General features: G+C 46.4%; 17 protein-coding genes. 14 read left to right on the plus strand and 3 right to left on the minus strand.

The annotated features are described in order from the left end of the window. The first annotated feature begins 24 nt into the window (after positions 1-24). The 11 genes from L9P36_RS06620 to uspE all read left to right on the plus strand — a co-directional run bounded on the left by L9P36_RS06620 (position 25) and on the right by uspE (position 9,816). On the plus strand, positions 25-681 hold the full coding sequence (locus L9P36_RS06620; protein ID WP_237465930.1) for a Rossmann-fold NAD(P)-binding domain-containing protein: 657 nt from the start codon (positions 25-27) through the stop codon (positions 679-681). Positions 682-865: 184 nt separating this feature from the next. Next, positions 866-2,299, plus strand: coding sequence for a cytochrome-c oxidase, cbb3-type subunit I (gene ccoN, locus L9P36_RS06625; protein ID WP_237465931.1), 1,434 nt, complete (start codon positions 866-868; stop codon positions 2,297-2,299). Next, positions 2,296-2,937 (plus strand): cytochrome-c oxidase, cbb3-type subunit II, encoded by a 642-nt coding sequence (gene ccoO, locus L9P36_RS06630; protein WP_237465932.1) that lies wholly within the window; start codon positions 2,296-2,298, stop codon positions 2,935-2,937. The genes ccoN and ccoO overlap by 4 nt, the downstream gene beginning before the upstream one ends. Next, positions 2,934-3,080 carry a cbb3-type cytochrome oxidase subunit 3 gene (locus tag L9P36_RS06635; RefSeq protein WP_237465933.1) on the plus strand — a complete coding sequence of 49 codons (147 nt, stop codon included), beginning with the start codon at positions 2,934-2,936 and terminating at the stop codon, positions 3,078-3,080. The genes ccoO and L9P36_RS06635 overlap by 4 nt, the downstream gene beginning before the upstream one ends. Positions 3,081-3,087: 7 nt before the next feature. Next, positions 3,088-4,140, plus strand: a complete 1,053-nt coding sequence (gene ccoP / locus L9P36_RS06640) for a cytochrome-c oxidase, cbb3-type subunit III (protein ID WP_237467875.1) — start codon at positions 3,088-3,090, stop codon at positions 4,138-4,140. A 3-nt stretch (positions 4,141-4,143) separates the two neighbouring features. Next, positions 4,144-4,656: a FixH family protein gene (locus L9P36_RS06645; protein WP_237465934.1), complete on the plus strand. Its 513-nt coding sequence runs from the start codon at positions 4,144-4,146 to the stop codon at positions 4,654-4,656. A 9-nt stretch (positions 4,657-4,665) separates the two neighbouring features. Then, a complete protein-coding gene (locus L9P36_RS06650) occupies positions 4,666-7,098 on the plus strand; it encodes a heavy metal translocating P-type ATPase (RefSeq protein ID WP_237465935.1) in 2,433 nt (810 codons plus the stop codon). Further along, positions 7,077-7,259 carry a cbb3-type cytochrome oxidase assembly protein CcoS gene (ccoS, locus tag L9P36_RS06655; protein ID WP_237465936.1) on the plus strand — a complete coding sequence of 61 codons (183 nt, stop codon included), beginning with the start codon at positions 7,077-7,079 and terminating at the stop codon, positions 7,257-7,259. The genes L9P36_RS06650 and ccoS overlap by 22 nt, the downstream gene beginning before the upstream one ends. Further along, on the plus strand, positions 7,256-7,936 hold the full coding sequence (locus L9P36_RS06660) for a sulfite exporter TauE/SafE family protein (RefSeq protein WP_237465937.1): 681 nt from the start codon (positions 7,256-7,258) through the stop codon (positions 7,934-7,936). Before ccoS ends, L9P36_RS06660 begins: the two co-directional genes overlap by 4 nt. A 61-nt stretch (positions 7,937-7,997) precedes the next feature. Next, positions 7,998-8,750 carry a fumarate/nitrate reduction transcriptional regulator Fnr gene (fnr, locus tag L9P36_RS06665; protein ID WP_237465938.1) on the plus strand — a complete coding sequence of 251 codons (753 nt, stop codon included), beginning with the start codon at positions 7,998-8,000 and terminating at the stop codon, positions 8,748-8,750. A gap of 124 nt (positions 8,751-8,874) precedes the next feature. Then, positions 8,875-9,816 carry a universal stress protein UspE gene (gene uspE / locus L9P36_RS06670; RefSeq protein ID WP_237465939.1) on the plus strand — a complete coding sequence of 314 codons (942 nt, stop codon included), beginning with the start codon at positions 8,875-8,877 and terminating at the stop codon, positions 9,814-9,816. 73 nt (positions 9,817-9,889) lie between these two features. On the opposite strand, the gene ttcA is transcribed toward uspE, so the two are convergent. The 3 genes from ttcA to L9P36_RS06685 form a co-directional block, all read right to left on the minus strand. After that, entirely contained in the window at positions 9,890-10,783 is an 894-nt protein-coding gene (gene ttcA / locus L9P36_RS06675) for a tRNA 2-thiocytidine(32) synthetase TtcA (RefSeq protein ID WP_237465940.1), read from the minus strand. Positions 10,784-10,922: 139 nt separating this feature from the next. Next, the gene (locus L9P36_RS06680) at positions 10,923-11,750 is read right to left on the minus strand and encodes a glucosaminidase domain-containing protein (protein WP_237465941.1); all 828 of its coding nucleotides are present in this window, start codon (positions 11,748-11,750) and stop codon (positions 10,923-10,925) included. After that, positions 11,750-12,649 carry a hypothetical protein gene (locus tag L9P36_RS06685; RefSeq protein WP_237465942.1) on the minus strand — a complete coding sequence of 300 codons (900 nt, stop codon included), beginning with the start codon at positions 12,647-12,649 and terminating at the stop codon, positions 11,750-11,752. The genes L9P36_RS06680 and L9P36_RS06685 overlap by 1 nt, the downstream gene beginning before the upstream one ends. Before the next feature lie 270 nt (positions 12,650-12,919). Here L9P36_RS06685 and potA point away from each other — a divergent pair, with 270 nt between their 5' ends. From potA to potC, 3 genes are read left to right on the plus strand one after another with little or no spacing between them, the layout of a single operon-like run. Beyond that, positions 12,920-14,044: a spermidine/putrescine ABC transporter ATP-binding protein PotA gene (potA, locus tag L9P36_RS06690; protein ID WP_237465943.1), complete on the plus strand. Its 1,125-nt coding sequence runs from the start codon at positions 12,920-12,922 to the stop codon at positions 14,042-14,044. After that, positions 14,037-14,912 (plus strand): spermidine/putrescine ABC transporter permease PotB, encoded by an 876-nt coding sequence (gene potB / locus L9P36_RS06695; protein ID WP_237465944.1) that lies wholly within the window; start codon positions 14,037-14,039, stop codon positions 14,910-14,912. Before potA ends, potB begins: the two co-directional genes overlap by 8 nt. Further along, positions 14,912-15,703, plus strand: a complete 792-nt coding sequence (potC, locus tag L9P36_RS06700; RefSeq protein ID WP_237465945.1) for a spermidine/putrescine ABC transporter permease PotC — start codon at positions 14,912-14,914, stop codon at positions 15,701-15,703. The genes potB and potC overlap by 1 nt, the downstream gene beginning before the upstream one ends. Positions 15,704-15,724 lie beyond the last annotated feature (21 nt).

The raw sequence follows: 15,724 nt of genomic DNA on the forward strand, positions 1-15,724 counted from the left end.
GAAATACAAGGATTGCTGTTCTTTATGCAAACATTATTGATTCATCATGGCACTAGCCCATTGGGACAAGCTCTGGCAATCTATTTTAGCCAGCTCGGTTTTCAAGTGATTGTCCTCGATTGTCATGATGAACAAGGTTATGCCATGGTGGCCAAAACACCTCAAATTCGCTATTGGTCCTATCATCCCAACCATGCACAAGCTTTTTCTCAAGTCGCACAGGATTTAACCTTTCAATTTGGCAAGCTAGATGGACTCCTTTTATTGCCGCCACAAGAGAAGCATGCAAGACCGCTGAATCAAGCGGAAGATACCGATCTCCTTCAGCAATTGAACCGCTATGTTCTAAAACCTTTTCAGCTCATTCAATCGCTACGGCCATTACTGCAACAAACTCAAGGCAATACAGTACTACTTCTACCGCAAGCCAGTTATGCGCATGAGCAAGCATTGATCCAACCCTGCCTTGGTGCATTAGCAAGTTTCAGCCATTGTTTTCAATGTGATACAACGCCACTTGCCGTCAATAGTATCTCTTTATCAGCAGAAGATTTTGTGACACCGTCACCCTCAGCGATTGCAAATCTTCAGGCCATGCTACAGACCATGCTGTCCAATCAGCACCAACTACAAGGTCAGCATTTTACTCTGCGCCGCGAACCTGCACTTATGAATGGTTAATCAATCAACAAAAGACAAGCAAGCCTTGGTGCAATCCATTGCATTGAGGCTTGGCTTTTTGTGATCTGCAATCGACAAACCAATTAAATCAATCGATTAATTAACACCCTGACTACAGTTTGCTTACACTTTTCATGATCGCTTTGTGCGATTTTGCGCAATAGCACATGGAAAGGAAGCAAACATGGCAATTGAGAAGCAGGCGCAATCAATACCCTATAATTATCGCGTCGTTCGTTACTTCACCCTCATGACAGTGGTCTGGGGACTATTTGGTATGCTGGTTGGCGTTTATATTGCAGCGCAGCTAGTTTGGCCCGAACTTAATTTTGATACACCTTGGCTGACCTACAGTCGTCTTCGTCCGCTTCATACCAATGCAGTTATTTTCGCATTTGGGACCTGCGCTTTAATGGGCACCTCTTTCTATGTGGCTCAACGTACCTGCCAAACTACCTTATTTGGCGGCCCTTTAGCCGAGATTGTATTTTGGGGCTGGCAAGCGATCATTCTTTCAGCGGCAATTACATTGCCCATGGGTTGGACATCCAGTAAGGAATACGCAGAGCTCGAATGGCCCATTGATATTGCCATTGCCATCGTCTGGGTCGCTTATGCCGTGGTCTTTTTTGGCACACTGGCCAAACGGAAAACCTCTCATATTTATGTCGCTAACTGGTTCTATGGCGCCTTTATCATCACGTTAGCGGTGCTACATATCGTCAACAGTCTGGCAATTCCTGTTTCATTTTCAAAGTCTTACTCCATTTATGCTGGCGCCGTAGATGCCATGGTGCAATGGTGGTACGGTCATAATGCGGTTGGTTTTCTGCTCACAGCAGGCTTTCTCGGCATGATGTATTACTTTGTGCCCAAACAAGCAGAGCGGCCTATCTACTCTTACCGTTTATCGATCATTCACTTTTGGGCCTTAATCTCGCTCTATATTTGGGCTGGTCCGCATCATCTACACTACACCGCACTCCCTGATTGGACGCAATCTTTGGGCATGGTGATGTCTTTAATTCTTTTTGTCCCTTCTTGGGGCGGGATGATTAACGGCATCATGACGCTTTCTGGTGCATGGCATAAACTCAAAACCGACCCTATTCTTCGCTTCTTGGTTGTCGCGCTTTCCTTCTACGGCATGTCCACTTTTGAAGGCCCGATGATGTCGATTAAAACCGTCAATGCGCTATCGCATTACACCGATTGGACCATTGGCCATGTTCACTCAGGCGCTTTAGGTTGGGTAGCGATGATCACCATTGGCGCGACTTATCATTTAATTCCAAAGCTCTTTGGTCAATCACGCATGTATTCAGTGGCTTGGGTTAACGCGCATTTTTGGCTCGCCACCATAGGCACAGTGATCTATATCGTCGCGATGTGGTTCTCGGGAGTGATGCAAGGTCTGATGTGGAATGAAGTCAATGACGATGGCACCTTAACCTATAGCTTTGTCGACTCACTGCAAGCCTCTTATCCCTACTATTTTGCTCGCTTTATTGGCGGTGTGGTGATTGTCGCAGGCATGGTGCTCATGCTGATTAACACCTACAAAACCATCACAGCGCCGCGCGGCAGTCTCACTCAACTCACACCGGAGGCGGCATGAGCAATCGACATGAATTTGTAGAAAAGCGCCTCGGCCTGCTCGCCTTTTTGATCGTCATCGTGATCAGCTTTGGTGCCTTGGTCGAGATTTTGCCCTTAATGTTTCAGCGCAATCTTGCCGAACCGGTACGTAATCTCAAGCCCTATAACGCACTCGAATTAGCGGGCCGAGATGTCTATATTCGCGAAGGATGTAATGTTTGTCATAGCCAAATGATTCGACCATTTCGCGCCGAAACAGAGCGTTATGGCCACTATTCAGTGGCTGGTGAAAGTGTCTGGGAGCATCCATTTTTGTGGGGTTCAAAAAGAACAGGTCCCGATTTAGCGCGTGTTGGTGGCCGATATTCCGATGAATGGCATCGCCTGCATTTAATTGATCCGCGTAGTATGGTTCCTGAGTCCAATATGCCTGGATTTCCATGGCTGGCGGATGCGTCTTTAGACCCAAAGCTGATTCAGAAAAAAATGGCAATATTTCGCGTTCACTTCAATGTGCCCTATCAGCAAACTGACATAGATTTAGCCCCGCAACTTACCCAAGGCAAAACCGAAATGGATGCGCTGATCGCTTATTTACAATCCTTAGGACACGCGATGCCAGCCCCCGCACGTCAGCAGCTTAGGGAGGCACAATGATCACCATTCACATCATTTGGACGCTTGCCGTCATGGCGATTTATCTTGGCATTGTTGCTTGGGCATACGATAAAAAGAACAAAAAATCCTTTGATAAGGTTGCCAAAAGTATTTTAAACACACAGGAGCAAGAACATGACTAGCCACTTAATGAGTCATTTTTGGAGCCTGTGGATCATTTTAATTACTGTCATTACCCTTGTTGGCTGCGCTTTACTTCTCTATTGGTGCACCAAAGATCATACCGGCGTGCCACCAGGCCAATCCATGGGCCATCAATTTGATGGCATTGAAGAGCTCAATACACCGCTTCCCAAATGGTGGACATTTCTATTTTGGGCAACGCTAGTTTTTGCTGTGGTTTATCTCATTCTCTATCCTGGCCTTGGTAACTGGAAGGGATTATTCCAATGGCAAAGTTCACACCAACAAGCCACGTCCGTAGAGCAAGCCGCGCAAATGCAACGCACGGCAAAACAAAACCAAGTCTATGTGCAATACGACCAAGAGCTGGATCAAGCCAAGACACGCTTCGAGCCAGTCTTTAATCAATTAGCCCTTCAAGGTGACAGTGTCACGCCGCAATCTTTTGAATCCATGGCTAAAAACCCAAATGCCATGGATGTGGGACAGCGTTTATTTACTCAAAACTGCGCCCAGTGCCATGGCAATCAAGCACGTGGCCAACTAGGTTTTCCAAATTTAACGGATACAGATTGGCTTTATGGTGGCGAGCCTGAGCATATTTTGTTGACGCTTCGCCATGGTCGTCAGGCTGAGATGCCTGCACAGCAAAACGAACTGAGTGATGCCCAGATTCAAGATGTTACCAATTATGCACTAAGTCTTTCTGGACGACGGGTTAACCAACAATCGGCCATTCGTGGCCAACAAGTCTTTCAACAGGTCTGCGCGGTTTGTCATGGGACCGATGGCGCCGGAAATATCGCTTTGGGCGCGCCCAATTTAACTGATCAAATCTGGCTTTATGGCGGAAGTAAACAGCAAGTTGAACAATCCATCCGTTATGGTCGCCAAGGAATGATGCCTGCGTGGTCGAGTATTTTAGGTGAAGCCAAAATTCAATTGCTCGGCGCTTATGTCTGGCAACTCAGCCAACCCATGGCGCTGGCACAAATCCAAACAACACAAGATGAAAATTTATCCGATATAGATGACGAGCAAGTCATCAGCGAGGAGTAACCGATGGAGCAGCCTTGGTATCGACAATTTTGGCCTTGGGTACTCATTGCCCTGCCACTGTCTGTGGTTTGCGCCAGTTTCTTTACACTGTGGCTTTTTCAAAACAATCCAGTAGCGATGGTCGTTGATGACTACTACAAAAAAGGAAAAGCCATCAATCAAGATCTCAGCAAACGCGAACGCGCTCTTAATCTCGCGATTGAAGCGCGCTTTTGGCAAGAAGGAACACAAGGTGTTTTAACCCTGCAAAGCAAGCATCGCTTACCTGCAGATGCGATCAACATTCAGTTAGTTCATCGCACACTTGATCAGCAAGATGTGTCTTTTTTGATGAATAAAAATGGCTTGCAGCAATATCGCATTGATTTACCCGAAGACATCAAAGGCCCTTGGTCCATCATATTAAAAGCACATGATGATAGCTGGATGATTCGTCATCCTCTAACTTTCCCCATTGAAACGCCGATTCAGTTTAATGCGCTATCAGAGGTTAATACCCAGCCCAGCACGCTGTAGGGACAACTTATGAGTTCAGACCGTTGTTATCACTGCCAATCTTCGATTCTTTCTGGCGTTCATATCGAGCAAGTTATCGATGGACAAGGCCGCTTTTTTTGCTGTCATGGTTGCCAGCAAGTTTCGCAACTTATTCACCACCATCAGCTTGAGACCTATTACACTCAGCGCGATGCCACGCCGCAAAAAGTTGAGTCCATCGATCGCACACAATTTTTGGATTTTGACATTCCAGAAATACAAAGCGAATTTGTTACTTTCCATCCATCTATCGATGAAAAAACACAAGCATCAACCACCCTGTCACTTTTCAATATCCATTGCACAGCTTGCGCTTGGCTCATTGAACGTTACATCAACACACTAAAAGGTATTGTGGACGTTCAGGTGAATTTAACCACTGCGCGTGCGCACCTTCGTTGGCAATATGGAGACATTTTACTGAGTGAAATTCTCTATCAATTTGCCGCTTTGGGTTACCCAGCGAAGCCCTTTGATCAAATTGAAGAAGAACAGATTAACCTCAAACAAAGTAAAGCCATGCTCATTCGACTTGGTATCGCCGCCCTTGCCAGCATGCAAGTCATGATGATCGCGATCGCACTGTACTTTCTGCCCGACCAAAGTGATGCATTTCATACCTATTTGCGCTATGTCAGCTTAATCTTTGCCACGCCAGTCCTGTTATATGCTGCCTGGCCCTTTTATCTCAATGCCTATCGCGCACTGCAATTTAGACAGCTCAATATGGATGTCCCTATCTCGCTTGCCTTACTTCTTGCCTATATCGCCAGCGCTTATGCGACATTCACGCAATCAGGCGAGGTCTATTTTGAGTCCATTGCGATGTTTGTATTCTTTTTATTGCTTGGCCGATTTCTCGAGCAGAAGGCGCGATATCAAGCTGCCGCGCAAACCTCTCAACTAATGACACGCATGCCCAAAAAAGCGCGCTGCAAAGACGGCACCTTTCGCTTAGTTCACCAACTTGCACCCCAGGATATTGTGGTGGTCAAACCGGGCGAGCGAATCACGGCAGATGGTATCATTGTCTGCGGCCAAAGCGATGTGGACCAATCAATTCTCACCGGCGAACCAACCCGTTTTTTATGTGCAGAGGGCGATACGCTTTATGCCGGCAGTACCAATGGTCAAGGCTATTTAGAAATCAAAGTTGAGCGTCCCTATACCCAGTGGCAAATCAACCAAATCCAACAAATTCAGCAACAGGCTCAGCAGCGAAAATCTAACCAATTGCGACAGGCTGATATCATCGCACGCTATTTCGTTGCGGCGGTTCTTGCTATCGCTTTGTTTGCATTTATCTTCTGGTCATATCAAAGCGATATTGATAGCGCGATTTGGATCACTTTGGCCATTTTAGTGGCCACCTGCCCCTGCGCATTGGCTTTAGCTGCGCCCACAGCGCTCACCTGTGCCCAATCACAAATGCAGCGCTTAGGGCTATTGGTCAAACATCAGCAAGCGGTCGAAACCCTAAGCCAAGTGGATTGTTGGCTGATGGATAAAACCGGCACCCTCACACAAGGTGAGATGCAACTTGAAAGCCTGAATATTCTTGATTCGCGCTACAGTGAAGATGAGGTGCTAAATCTGATTGCGAATTTGGAGTCACATAGCCAACACCCTATCGCGACGGCATTTTCGCAAGTCCAACGTTCTGAGAGTCAATTTGAGCAACCGACAATTCATCCATCACAAGGTATTTCTGGCCTATTACATGGGCAGTGCTGGCGCTTTGGTCATGGAACGTGGCTACGCCAGTTCGTGACAGCGTCACTCAACACAAGCCAGTTGCACCTTTGCTGTGATGCAAAGCTTATTGCTAGTGTTACTCTTTGCGATCCCCTTCGCGCCGGGGCACAAACCTTCATTCATGAACTCAAGCAGCAATCGCGCTACATGCAGATTATCAGCGGCGACCACATATCACAGGTCGAAAAAATTGCAAAGCAGCTGGGGATATCGCGCTATCAAGGCAGCTGCACGCCCACACAAAAGCTTGAACAGCTCCAACAGCTTTCAACATCCTACATCACCGCCATGATTGGAGATGGCATCAATGATGCGCCTGTACTAGCTGGCGCTCATCTCTCTTTTGCCATGGCAGCAGGCACCGAGCTTAGCCAACAACAAGCCGACATCATTGTGCTCAATACCGACCTCAGCGCTATCGCTCACGCGGTACAACTAGCGAAGCGTACGCAACGAATTATGCGACAAAACACAGCATGGGCCATTGGCTACAACCTCACCGTATTGCCCCTGGCATTTATGGGCTTACTTGCCCCCTATATTGCGGTTATCGGTATGTCCGCAAGCTCACTCTTGGTGCTAATGAATTCACTTCGATTACTTCGAGCAAAACAGCTCACACAACCCATTAAGGCGGCCTCATTATGTCCAGCCTCTTTATCCTAATCCCCATCGCCATTGTGTTTGTCACCATCGCCATTTTGGTGTTCCTGTGGGCGGTCCGCCATGACCAATTTGAAGACTTAACGCGTCAAGGGCAAAGCATTCTTTGGGAACGCGATGAGGATTTAGAAAAGCCGCAAAGGTCAAAGGAGTCGCCGAGATGATCGCCGAATATTTATTCCCTGCTTTTTTGATTGGGCTGATGGCAACGCCGCATTGCGTAAGCATGTGCGGCGCTATTGGCGGTTGTGTCAGCCAAAGCGTGAATCAGCAATACACAGGGCCATTTTACAGCTATATGCTGCTTTTTAATCTCGGGCGCATTTTGAGCTATGCCATCGCTGGTATTTTGATTGCGACCCTGCTGGGTTCTATTGGCACACTCACAGAGCCGCTTCGAGGGCTACTTTGGCTTCGACTGCTCGCCGCGCTGATTTTATTGGGCATGGCACTACATATGGCGGGACTGAGTCGATGGATCCTTTGGCTTGAGCAACTGGGTAAGCCACTATGGCGACGAGTACAGCCTCATACACAAGGGTTGCTGCCTATCCAAAATCACAGAAATGCACTTTTACTTGGCATGCTTTGGGGATGGCTCCCCTGCGGTATGGTCTATTCAACATTAAGTTTTAGCGCGGCATCTGGCTCAGCTGTAACGGGTGGTTTGGCGATGTTTCTCTTTGGTTTAGGGACCATTCCAGCGCTTATTTTTGTTGCCAGCTCAGCAAAACTGATTGCAACTTTGCGTGAAATGCATTGGCTAAAACGTATAATTTCTTATTTTTTAGCGCTTTACGCTATTTTTCTTGGTTATAAGATCATCACTCAGTTAATCTAGCTATCGATTTTTCAATTCAAAATGTTAAAATTGACCTATATCAATTTGATGTGTTGTCCCTATGAGCCAAGAGAAAATTTCAACAAAGCGCATTCAATCAGGCGGTTGCCCGATCCAATGCCATGATTGCAGTATCAGCCAGCTTTGTATTCCTTTCACCTTAAGTGAAACGGAATTGAACCAGCTTGATCAGATTATCGAGCGTAAAAAGCCGATTCAAAAAGGCGAAGGTCTATTTAAAGCTGGTAGCGAGTTGAAATCTCTCTATGCGATTCGCTCTGGTACCATCAAAAGTTACACCATCACAGAACAAGGTGATGAGCAGATCACTGCGTTTCACCTTGCGGGCGATTTAGTGGGCTTTGATGCGATTAACCAGATGCGCCACCCAAGCTTTGCACAAGCTCTAGAAACATCTATGGTGTGTGAAATTCCTTACGAAACCTTGGATGACTTATCAGGGAAAATGCCAAAACTTCGCCAACAAATCATGCGTTTGATGAGTAGCGAAATTAAAAGCGACCAAGATATGATCCTGCTGCTTTCAAAGAAAAACGCAGAAGAGCGTCTTGCCGCATTTCTTTACAACCTTTCTCTTCGCTTTTCACAGCGTGGTTTCTCGCCACGTGAATTCCGTTTAACCATGACACGTGGTGATATCGGTAACTATTTGGGGCTCACTGTTGAGACGATTAGTCGTCTTTTAGGTCGTTTCCAAAAATCTGAAATTCTCAAGGTAAAAGGCAAATACATCACCATCTTAGATAGCCAAGAGCTTGCGCAACTTGCTGGCGCGGTGAAAAATCAAATCTAAATTTGTTGATACGGCTCGTTTTATGAGCCGTATCACCCTTATTACCCTTTCTCTTTCCCGCCACTATTCAACCACTTGTGCTATACGTTAGAGTAGAATTGAATTCTCTGACGAAGAGGTGGTTATGAAGAAGTACAACAATATTTTGGTCGTTGCTGACGTCTCGCAAGAGCACCAACCCGCGCTCTCCCGCGCTATCCATCTCGCATCCTGTGGAGATAATGCGAAACTCACATTCTTTCTATCAATCTATGATTTTTCCTATGAGATGACCTCAATGCTCTCCGCCTATGAGCGCCAAGCCATGCGTAATGGCGTGATTCAGCAGCGTGAGCTCTGGTTAAAAGAGTTGGTCGAGCAACATGATGTTTCCGGCATCGATATCGAAGTCAAAGTGGTTTGGCACAATCGCCCCTATGAGGCCATTATTCAGCAGGTCTTTGAAGGCGACCATAATCTGGTGATTAAAGCGACTCATGCGCACGATAAGCTTGGTTCGATTATTTTCACCCCGACCGATTGGCATTTACTGCGTAAGTGTCCTTGCCCGGTTCTGCTTGCGAAAGCCCATACTTGGCCAGAGCACGGACAGATCCTCGCCGCCGTCAACTTGGCTGCTGATGATGAAACCCACGAAGATCTCAACGACAAAATCGTCAATGAAGCCAAAGCGGTGGCCACCTTGGTCAATGGCGAGGTGAACTTGGTCAATGCCTACCCAGCGACACCGGTTAATATCACCATTGAGCTTCCAGAGTTTGACCATAACACCTACGCTGATGCGGTACGTGGCCATCATCTAGTGACCATGAAAGCCTTAAGACAAAAACATCATATCGAACAAGCACGCGCCTATGTTGAAGAAGGATTACCAGAAGATGTGATCCCTGCAGTCGCGGAAGAGATTGATGCTGGACTTGTGGTTCTAGGCACAATCGGGAGAACGGGTTTATCGGCAACCTTTATCGGCAATACGGCTGAGCACACCATTGATAAGCTCAATTGCGATCTACTGGCGCTTAAACCCATGGGCTACATCAGCCCTCTTGCGCCTAAAATTGATTAATTTAAGTAATCACCATGCAATAAAAAACGCGCCAATGGCGCGTTTTTTATTGCATGAACGCTGAGTAAAAGCGTTAAATATTGGTCACATCAATAAACATGGATTCATCGATGTTGGTCGATGACACCGTTGCTTCATTAAACTCATACTCATCACGCGCACCATCTCGATCCAATGGCAAATTGACGAAATCAAACAAATTACGATCGGCAAGCTGACTTGGACTAACGTTTTGTAGCGATTTAAAAATACACTCAACACGACCAGGGGTTTTCTTGTCCCACTCAACCAACATCGCTTTAATCGCTTGGCGCTGTAGGTTTTCTTGAGAGCCGCACAGGTTACATGGAATAATTGGAAATTCTTTGTGCTCAGCAAATTTGATCAGATCTTTTTCACGGCAATAGGTCAAAGGACGGATCACCACATTTCGACCATCATCAGAGCGCAATTTAGGCGGCATCGCTTTGAGTCGAGAGCCATGGAACATATTGAGGAACATCGTCTCTACGATATCATCCATATGATGGCCCAGTGCCAGCTTGGTCGCGCCAATTTTCTCAGCGAATGAATACAGTGTGCCACGACGTAGACGCGAGCATAGGCCACAGGTAGTTTTGCCTTCTGGCACCTTCTCTTTAACGACTGAGTAAGTATCCTTATCCACGATGTAATAAGGAATATTTAGGCTTTCGAAGTACTCAGGCAAAATATGCTCAGGAAAACCGGGCTGTTTTTGATCCAAGTTGACCGCAACGACATCAAACTTAATCGGCGCCGCTTTTTGTAGGCTCAGCAGAATATCAAGCATTGCAAATGAATCTTTGCCACCACTAATACATGCCATCACCACATCATTCTCTTCAATCATGTTGTAGTCATGAATGGCGCTGCCAACATGTCTGCGCAAACGCTTTTGGAGCTTGTTGAATTCAAGGGTTTCTTTTCTTGTATCTTTTTGATTCATTTTACTTTCTTACACTGCCGTTGACTGCTGCTTCACTGCCCATCAACACAAATCGTTTCGTGAGCATTGAATAGAGGCGGGATTATACGGATCTTTTGGGTGGGTTGAAATCTTTGCCGAAAAAAAGCGGCAAATCGACTTAGGCTTGCGGACCTATCTCTTTGTCTACAGATGGATTGAGTACTTCATCCAAAATTTGCTGGTTATGACGAATCATCGACAAAAGCGCATCAATATAGGCTTGCCCACGCTCAGAATAGGCTGAAAGTGTCGCAATAAGCGCCTGAGCGGTGACCGGCTCTTGACTGGCCATCAGCTTTGCGCGTTTTTCGCGTAATGCTTGGTAAGCAGCATGGGTATTAATATTCATAAAATAGCTATGAACTGACTCATAGGGCGAAGAGAACAACCGAACCTCATGTCGCGAGCCACTGGCACGCTGATTGGGTACAAGGCCGCAGCCTGCGCTATAGCACCATTGTCCAAAGTAATTATTGCCTTCACGCGCAAAACGCGAAGTCCCCCATCCTGACTCATTGGCGGCTTGAATCATCACCATTTCAGTGGGAATAGGCGCCACGCGTATCAGAAGTTCATTTAGGGTCTGCGCATCAATTCGCTCAAGTTCAAGCCCATAAACCGCAGCGAGCGCAATCACCTCTTCGCTAATCGCGCCACTAATCGTCCCACCCGCATTGAGTGTTGCCAGTAACGATTCAAGCACTTGTCGGTTATCCATGATGCGCGCATTTTCAGCTTCAATGGCCGGCAATAAATAAGAGAAAAAACGATATTTTCGATCGTGAATCACTTGAATGGCTGAAAAATCAGGAATAGGCGTATCCGCTGAAAAGGCTTGGGGCATCTTCAATGCCCCAACCTGACTTGCATCCATACACCATTTCAACAATCCCGCGCTGATGATCGCGACAAAGAGTAGAATGCGGGAAACAAGCTTACGACTCATCATGCGTCAAAATGACCTGAGCTACCCTGTGAAGGCGGCGTTTGATCGTCATCTGTTGCTGCAGGTGACGCTTGGCCCTCTTTAGGCTCGATGCGCAGCGTCAAACCAAATGCATTGCGATAACAGATCGCTTTGGCCATAAACCACAAAGGAAAGAAAAAGAAGAAAGCCAAACCTTGGGTCAAAAGAGACAAGATAAAGCCTGCGATGAAAATCGTCATCCCGATCAACAGCAGCGGAAGCAATCGCTTGTGGAAAGCAACGAAGGAATAACCAATGGCGCGAAATAGCGGTAAGCGCTTTTCAATCATCAGGTAAGGCGTAAACATCGTCGCCAAGGTCAAATAAACCATCAGTAAAGAAGGAATGACCAGCTCAATACCACCGATGACAAGCATCAATAATACAAAAGGAACGGTAAAGCGGAACCCTTTAAAGATATCGCCAATTCGAGTTTCAAGTCCCACAGAGATATTCATGCTTTGCATGCAATAACCTGCGTACAATGGACCGGTCAACACATAGGCAATGAATACTGACACCCCTAAAGCATGCAGCAATTCATTTACAACCGATTTAATTTGAGTGATTTGCTCTGGCGTCAATGAATCTTCAAGACTCATCCCCGTATTCGCGGTTGCGGTCATCACCAACTTAAGTGAGTCAAGACCTGCTTGAATCGTTTCCATATCCGTCATTTGCAGCATGGCGATCCACAAAATCGTCAAATGGATGGCCATAAAAATCATCATGGCTGGAAATAAACGCAAAAAACGATTACTCGTCATGCGCAGCGACTCTTTGAGTACCTCACCGACAGACAATGAATACTGTCCTGTGATCCCCTTTTGTAAATTGCCACCAATGACCACATCTTGTGGTTTGGGTTGCTCACTCATAGATAAATTCCTTGAAACATCCAATCGCGCCTCTTGGCACGATATCTTGCCTACATCTTAAAAAAGAAATGGCCCAGTTGCGACAGTAAATCGTCAGGAAAAGTGACAGAATGAGCAAGAAAACAACAGCCGCGATGATTCGTAACTACAATACTCAGACACTGGTAAAAAAAAGCGGTAAAAAGCTTTAATTTAGCAATAATCAGCATTAATATTCGCGGTCTTATTAAGAAACCTCGTGCCACACGATAGCTTGGAGGCAACGACGAATTGAACGCACCCACTCCTTCCTCACAACCTCCGGTTGTGAAACTTTCTGGATTAACCAAATCCTTTGACGGCAAAACCGTCATTTCGGATTTAGACCTGACGATAAACCACGGTGAATTTCTCACAATTTTAGGCCCATCTGGCTGTGGTAAAACCACAGTACTTCGCTTAATTGCAGGTTTTGAACAAGCGGATGCTGGTCGCATCGTATTGGATCAAAAAGATGTAACTGCCGTTCCTGCTGAAAAACGCTTGGTCAATACTGTCTTTCAAAGCTACGCGCTTTTTCCGCATATGACGGTTTTTGACAACGTTGCCTTTGGCTTAAAAATGCAAGGAACCACCAAAGCGGATATTGAACCGCGCGTGATGGCAGCTCTAAAAATGGTTCAACTTGACTCATTCGCACAACGCAAACCGCATCAGCTATCCGGTGGGCAACAGCAACGCGTGGCGATTGCTCGTGCAGTGGTCAACCAACCTAAAGTACTGCTTTTGGACGAATCTCTTTCTGCATTGGATTATAAACTACGCAAAAAAATGCAGATGGAGCTGAAACAGCTTCAACGCCGCTTAGGGATCACCTTCGTCTTCGTTACTCATGACCAAGAAGAAGCGCTATCGATGTCTGACCGTATCATTGTGATGCGCGACGGTAAGATTGAGCAAGATGGTAGCCCTCGCGAAATCTATGAAGAGCCCAACAATCTATTTGTGGCCAAATTTATTGGTGAAATCAACGTCTTTGATGCAACCGTATTGGGCCGCATTGATGAAAAACGGATTCGCGCCAATGTCGAAGGCCGCGTTTGCGAAGTTTATTGCGATCTCGATGTCACAGAGAACGATGCAATTAAAGTGCTCCTTCGCCCTGAAGACCTTCGTCTTGAAGAGCTTGATAACCATGAGCAAAGCCAAGGCATTATTGGTTATGTCCGCGAGCGTAACTACAAAGGGATGACCCTTGATTCTGTCGTTGAGCTTGAAAGTGGTCAAACCGTCATGGTCAGCGAATTCTTTAATGAAGATGATCCAGATGTGGACCACTCACTCAACCAAAAAGTTGCAGTCACTTGGGTTGAAAGTTGGGAAGTTGTGTTAACAGGTGAAGATGAGCATGAATAAGGCAAAAAGCTTCGAAGGCGGCTCTCGCCTACAGACGTGGATCATCGGCCTGATTGTCGGCTGGTTGGTGCTGTTTGTCTTTCTGCCCAACCTGATGATCTTTATCACCAGCTTTTTGACTCGACATGAAAGCCATATGGTCGAAGCCAGTTTTACGCTAAGTAACTATGCCAAACTGGTCGACCCTATTTTTGCCAAAGCGCTTTGGCACTCATTTTATATGGCCGGCATGGCGACCTTTATCTGCCTTTTGGTGGGATATCCATTTGCCTATGCTATCACTAAGCTGCCACAACGGATGCGCCCTGTGGCGTTGTTTTTGCTGATCGTCCCATTTTGGACCAACTCGCTGATTCGAACCTATGGTTTAAAAGCAGTGCTCGGAGCCAATGGTCTGCTTAATAAAAGCTTGCTGTGGATGGGATTGATCGATAAACCACTACGCATCATGTATACCGAATATGCGGTGATGATTGGTTTGGTTTATATTTTGCTGCCATTTATGATTTTGCCGCTCTATTCCAGCCTTGAAAAGTTGGATGGTTCCTATCTTGAAGCTGCGCGCGATCTCGGTGCCAATGCTTGGCAAAGCTTTACTCGCATCACGCTACCACTGACCATGCCAGGTATCATTGGTGGTTGTTTATTGGTCTTGCTGCCTGCGCTTGGCATGTTCTATGTCGGCGATATGCTGGGCGGCGCGAAAAACCCACTGATTGGTAACACCATCAAATCTCAAGTACTCACCATGCGTGACTGGCCTCAAGGGGCAGCGACCAGTGTGGGGCTGACACTACTGATGGGCTTGTTGCTGTTGATCTATTGGCGTGCAAGTAAAATGCTCAACCGTCGCATGGAGTTGGAATAATGGCGTCACCGCAAAGCAAAGTCGCCGCCCTCTTTCGCGGCAGTTATCTCAGCTTGGTTTATGCTTTTTTGTATATTCCAATTCTGGTTTTGATCGTCAACTCCTTTAATGCCAGTCGTTTTGGCATGGATTGGCGCGGTTTTACCCTCAAGTGGTATCACCAACTTTTTAATAATGACAGCTTGATTCAAGCTGCGTGGCATTCCATCAATGTGGCTGTGTTTTCCGCCACTGTTGCCACCTTAATCGGTAGCCTGACCGCCATTGCGCTCTATCGCTACCGTTTTCGTGGTAAGAACTTTGTACATGGCATGCTATTTGTTGTGATGATGTCGCCCGATATTGTTTTGGCCATCTCACTTTTAGCTTTGTTTTCGCTTGTGGGCTTTCAGCTTGGATTTTTCTCTTTGCTGGTTTCTCACGTGACATTTTGCCTGCCTTTTGTTGTGGTGACCGTCTATAGCCGTTTAAATGGTTTTGATGTGCGCATGCTTGAGGCGGCCAAAGACTTGGGTGCCAATGAATGGACGATTTTAAGCAAAATCATCCTTCCCTTGGCAAAGCCAGCCGTTGCCGCTGGTTGGTTATTGAGCTTTACCCTCTCCCTGGATGATGTGATCGTAAGCTCATTTGTAACCAGCCCAAGTTATGAGATTTTGCCGTTGAAAATTTACTCAATGGTAAAAGTTGGCATTAAACCTGAAATTAATGCCCTCGCAACCCTGATGTTACTGGTGTCTTTAGTGCTTGTGATCTGTTCACAGCTACTCGCCAGAGACAAAACCAAATAACCGCAGGAGGGGCACAAGCTG

The sequence above is a fragment of the Vibrio stylophorae genome, assembly GCF_921293875.1.
Lineage (GTDB): Bacteria > Pseudomonadota > Gammaproteobacteria > Enterobacterales > Vibrionaceae > Vibrio_A > Vibrio_A stylophorae.

Excerpts from the sequence above, each read along its gene's own strand:
- fnr (WP_237465938.1), top strand. The coding sequence starts at position 7,998 with ATGAGCCAAGAGAAAATTTCAACAAAGCGCATTCAATCAGGCGGTTGC.
- ccoN (WP_237465931.1), top strand. The coding sequence starts at position 866 with ATGGCAATTGAGAAGCAGGCGCAATCAATACCCTATAATTATCGCGTC.
- L9P36_RS06645 (WP_237465934.1), top strand. The coding sequence starts at position 4,144 with ATGGAGCAGCCTTGGTATCGACAATTTTGGCCTTGGGTACTCATTGCC.
- ttcA (WP_237465940.1), bottom strand. The coding sequence starts at position 10,783 with ATGAATCAAAAAGATACAAGAAAAGAAACCCTTGAATTCAACAAGCTC.
- L9P36_RS06685 (WP_237465942.1), bottom strand. The coding sequence starts at position 12,649 with ATGAGTGAGCAACCCAAACCACAAGATGTGGTCATTGGTGGCAATTTA.
- ccoS (WP_237465936.1), top strand. The coding sequence starts at position 7,077 with ATGTCCAGCCTCTTTATCCTAATCCCCATCGCCATTGTGTTTGTCACC.
- L9P36_RS06635 (WP_237465933.1), top strand. The coding sequence starts at position 2,934 with ATGATCACCATTCACATCATTTGGACGCTTGCCGTCATGGCGATTTAT.
- potC (WP_237465945.1), top strand. The coding sequence starts at position 14,912 with ATGGCGTCACCGCAAAGCAAAGTCGCCGCCCTCTTTCGCGGCAGTTAT.
- ccoO (WP_237465932.1), top strand. The coding sequence starts at position 2,296 with ATGAGCAATCGACATGAATTTGTAGAAAAGCGCCTCGGCCTGCTCGCC.
- L9P36_RS06680 (WP_237465941.1), bottom strand. The coding sequence starts at position 11,750 with ATGAGTCGTAAGCTTGTTTCCCGCATTCTACTCTTTGTCGCGATCATC.
- L9P36_RS06660 (WP_237465937.1), top strand. The coding sequence starts at position 7,256 with ATGATCGCCGAATATTTATTCCCTGCTTTTTTGATTGGGCTGATGGCA.
- L9P36_RS06620 (WP_237465930.1), top strand. The coding sequence starts at position 25 with ATGCAAACATTATTGATTCATCATGGCACTAGCCCATTGGGACAAGCT.
- L9P36_RS06650 (WP_237465935.1), top strand. The coding sequence starts at position 4,666 with ATGAGTTCAGACCGTTGTTATCACTGCCAATCTTCGATTCTTTCTGGC.
- uspE (WP_237465939.1), top strand. The coding sequence starts at position 8,875 with ATGAAGAAGTACAACAATATTTTGGTCGTTGCTGACGTCTCGCAAGAG.
- potB (WP_237465944.1), top strand. The coding sequence starts at position 14,037 with ATGAATAAGGCAAAAAGCTTCGAAGGCGGCTCTCGCCTACAGACGTGG.
- ccoP (WP_237467875.1), top strand. The coding sequence starts at position 3,088 with ATGAGTCATTTTTGGAGCCTGTGGATCATTTTAATTACTGTCATTACC.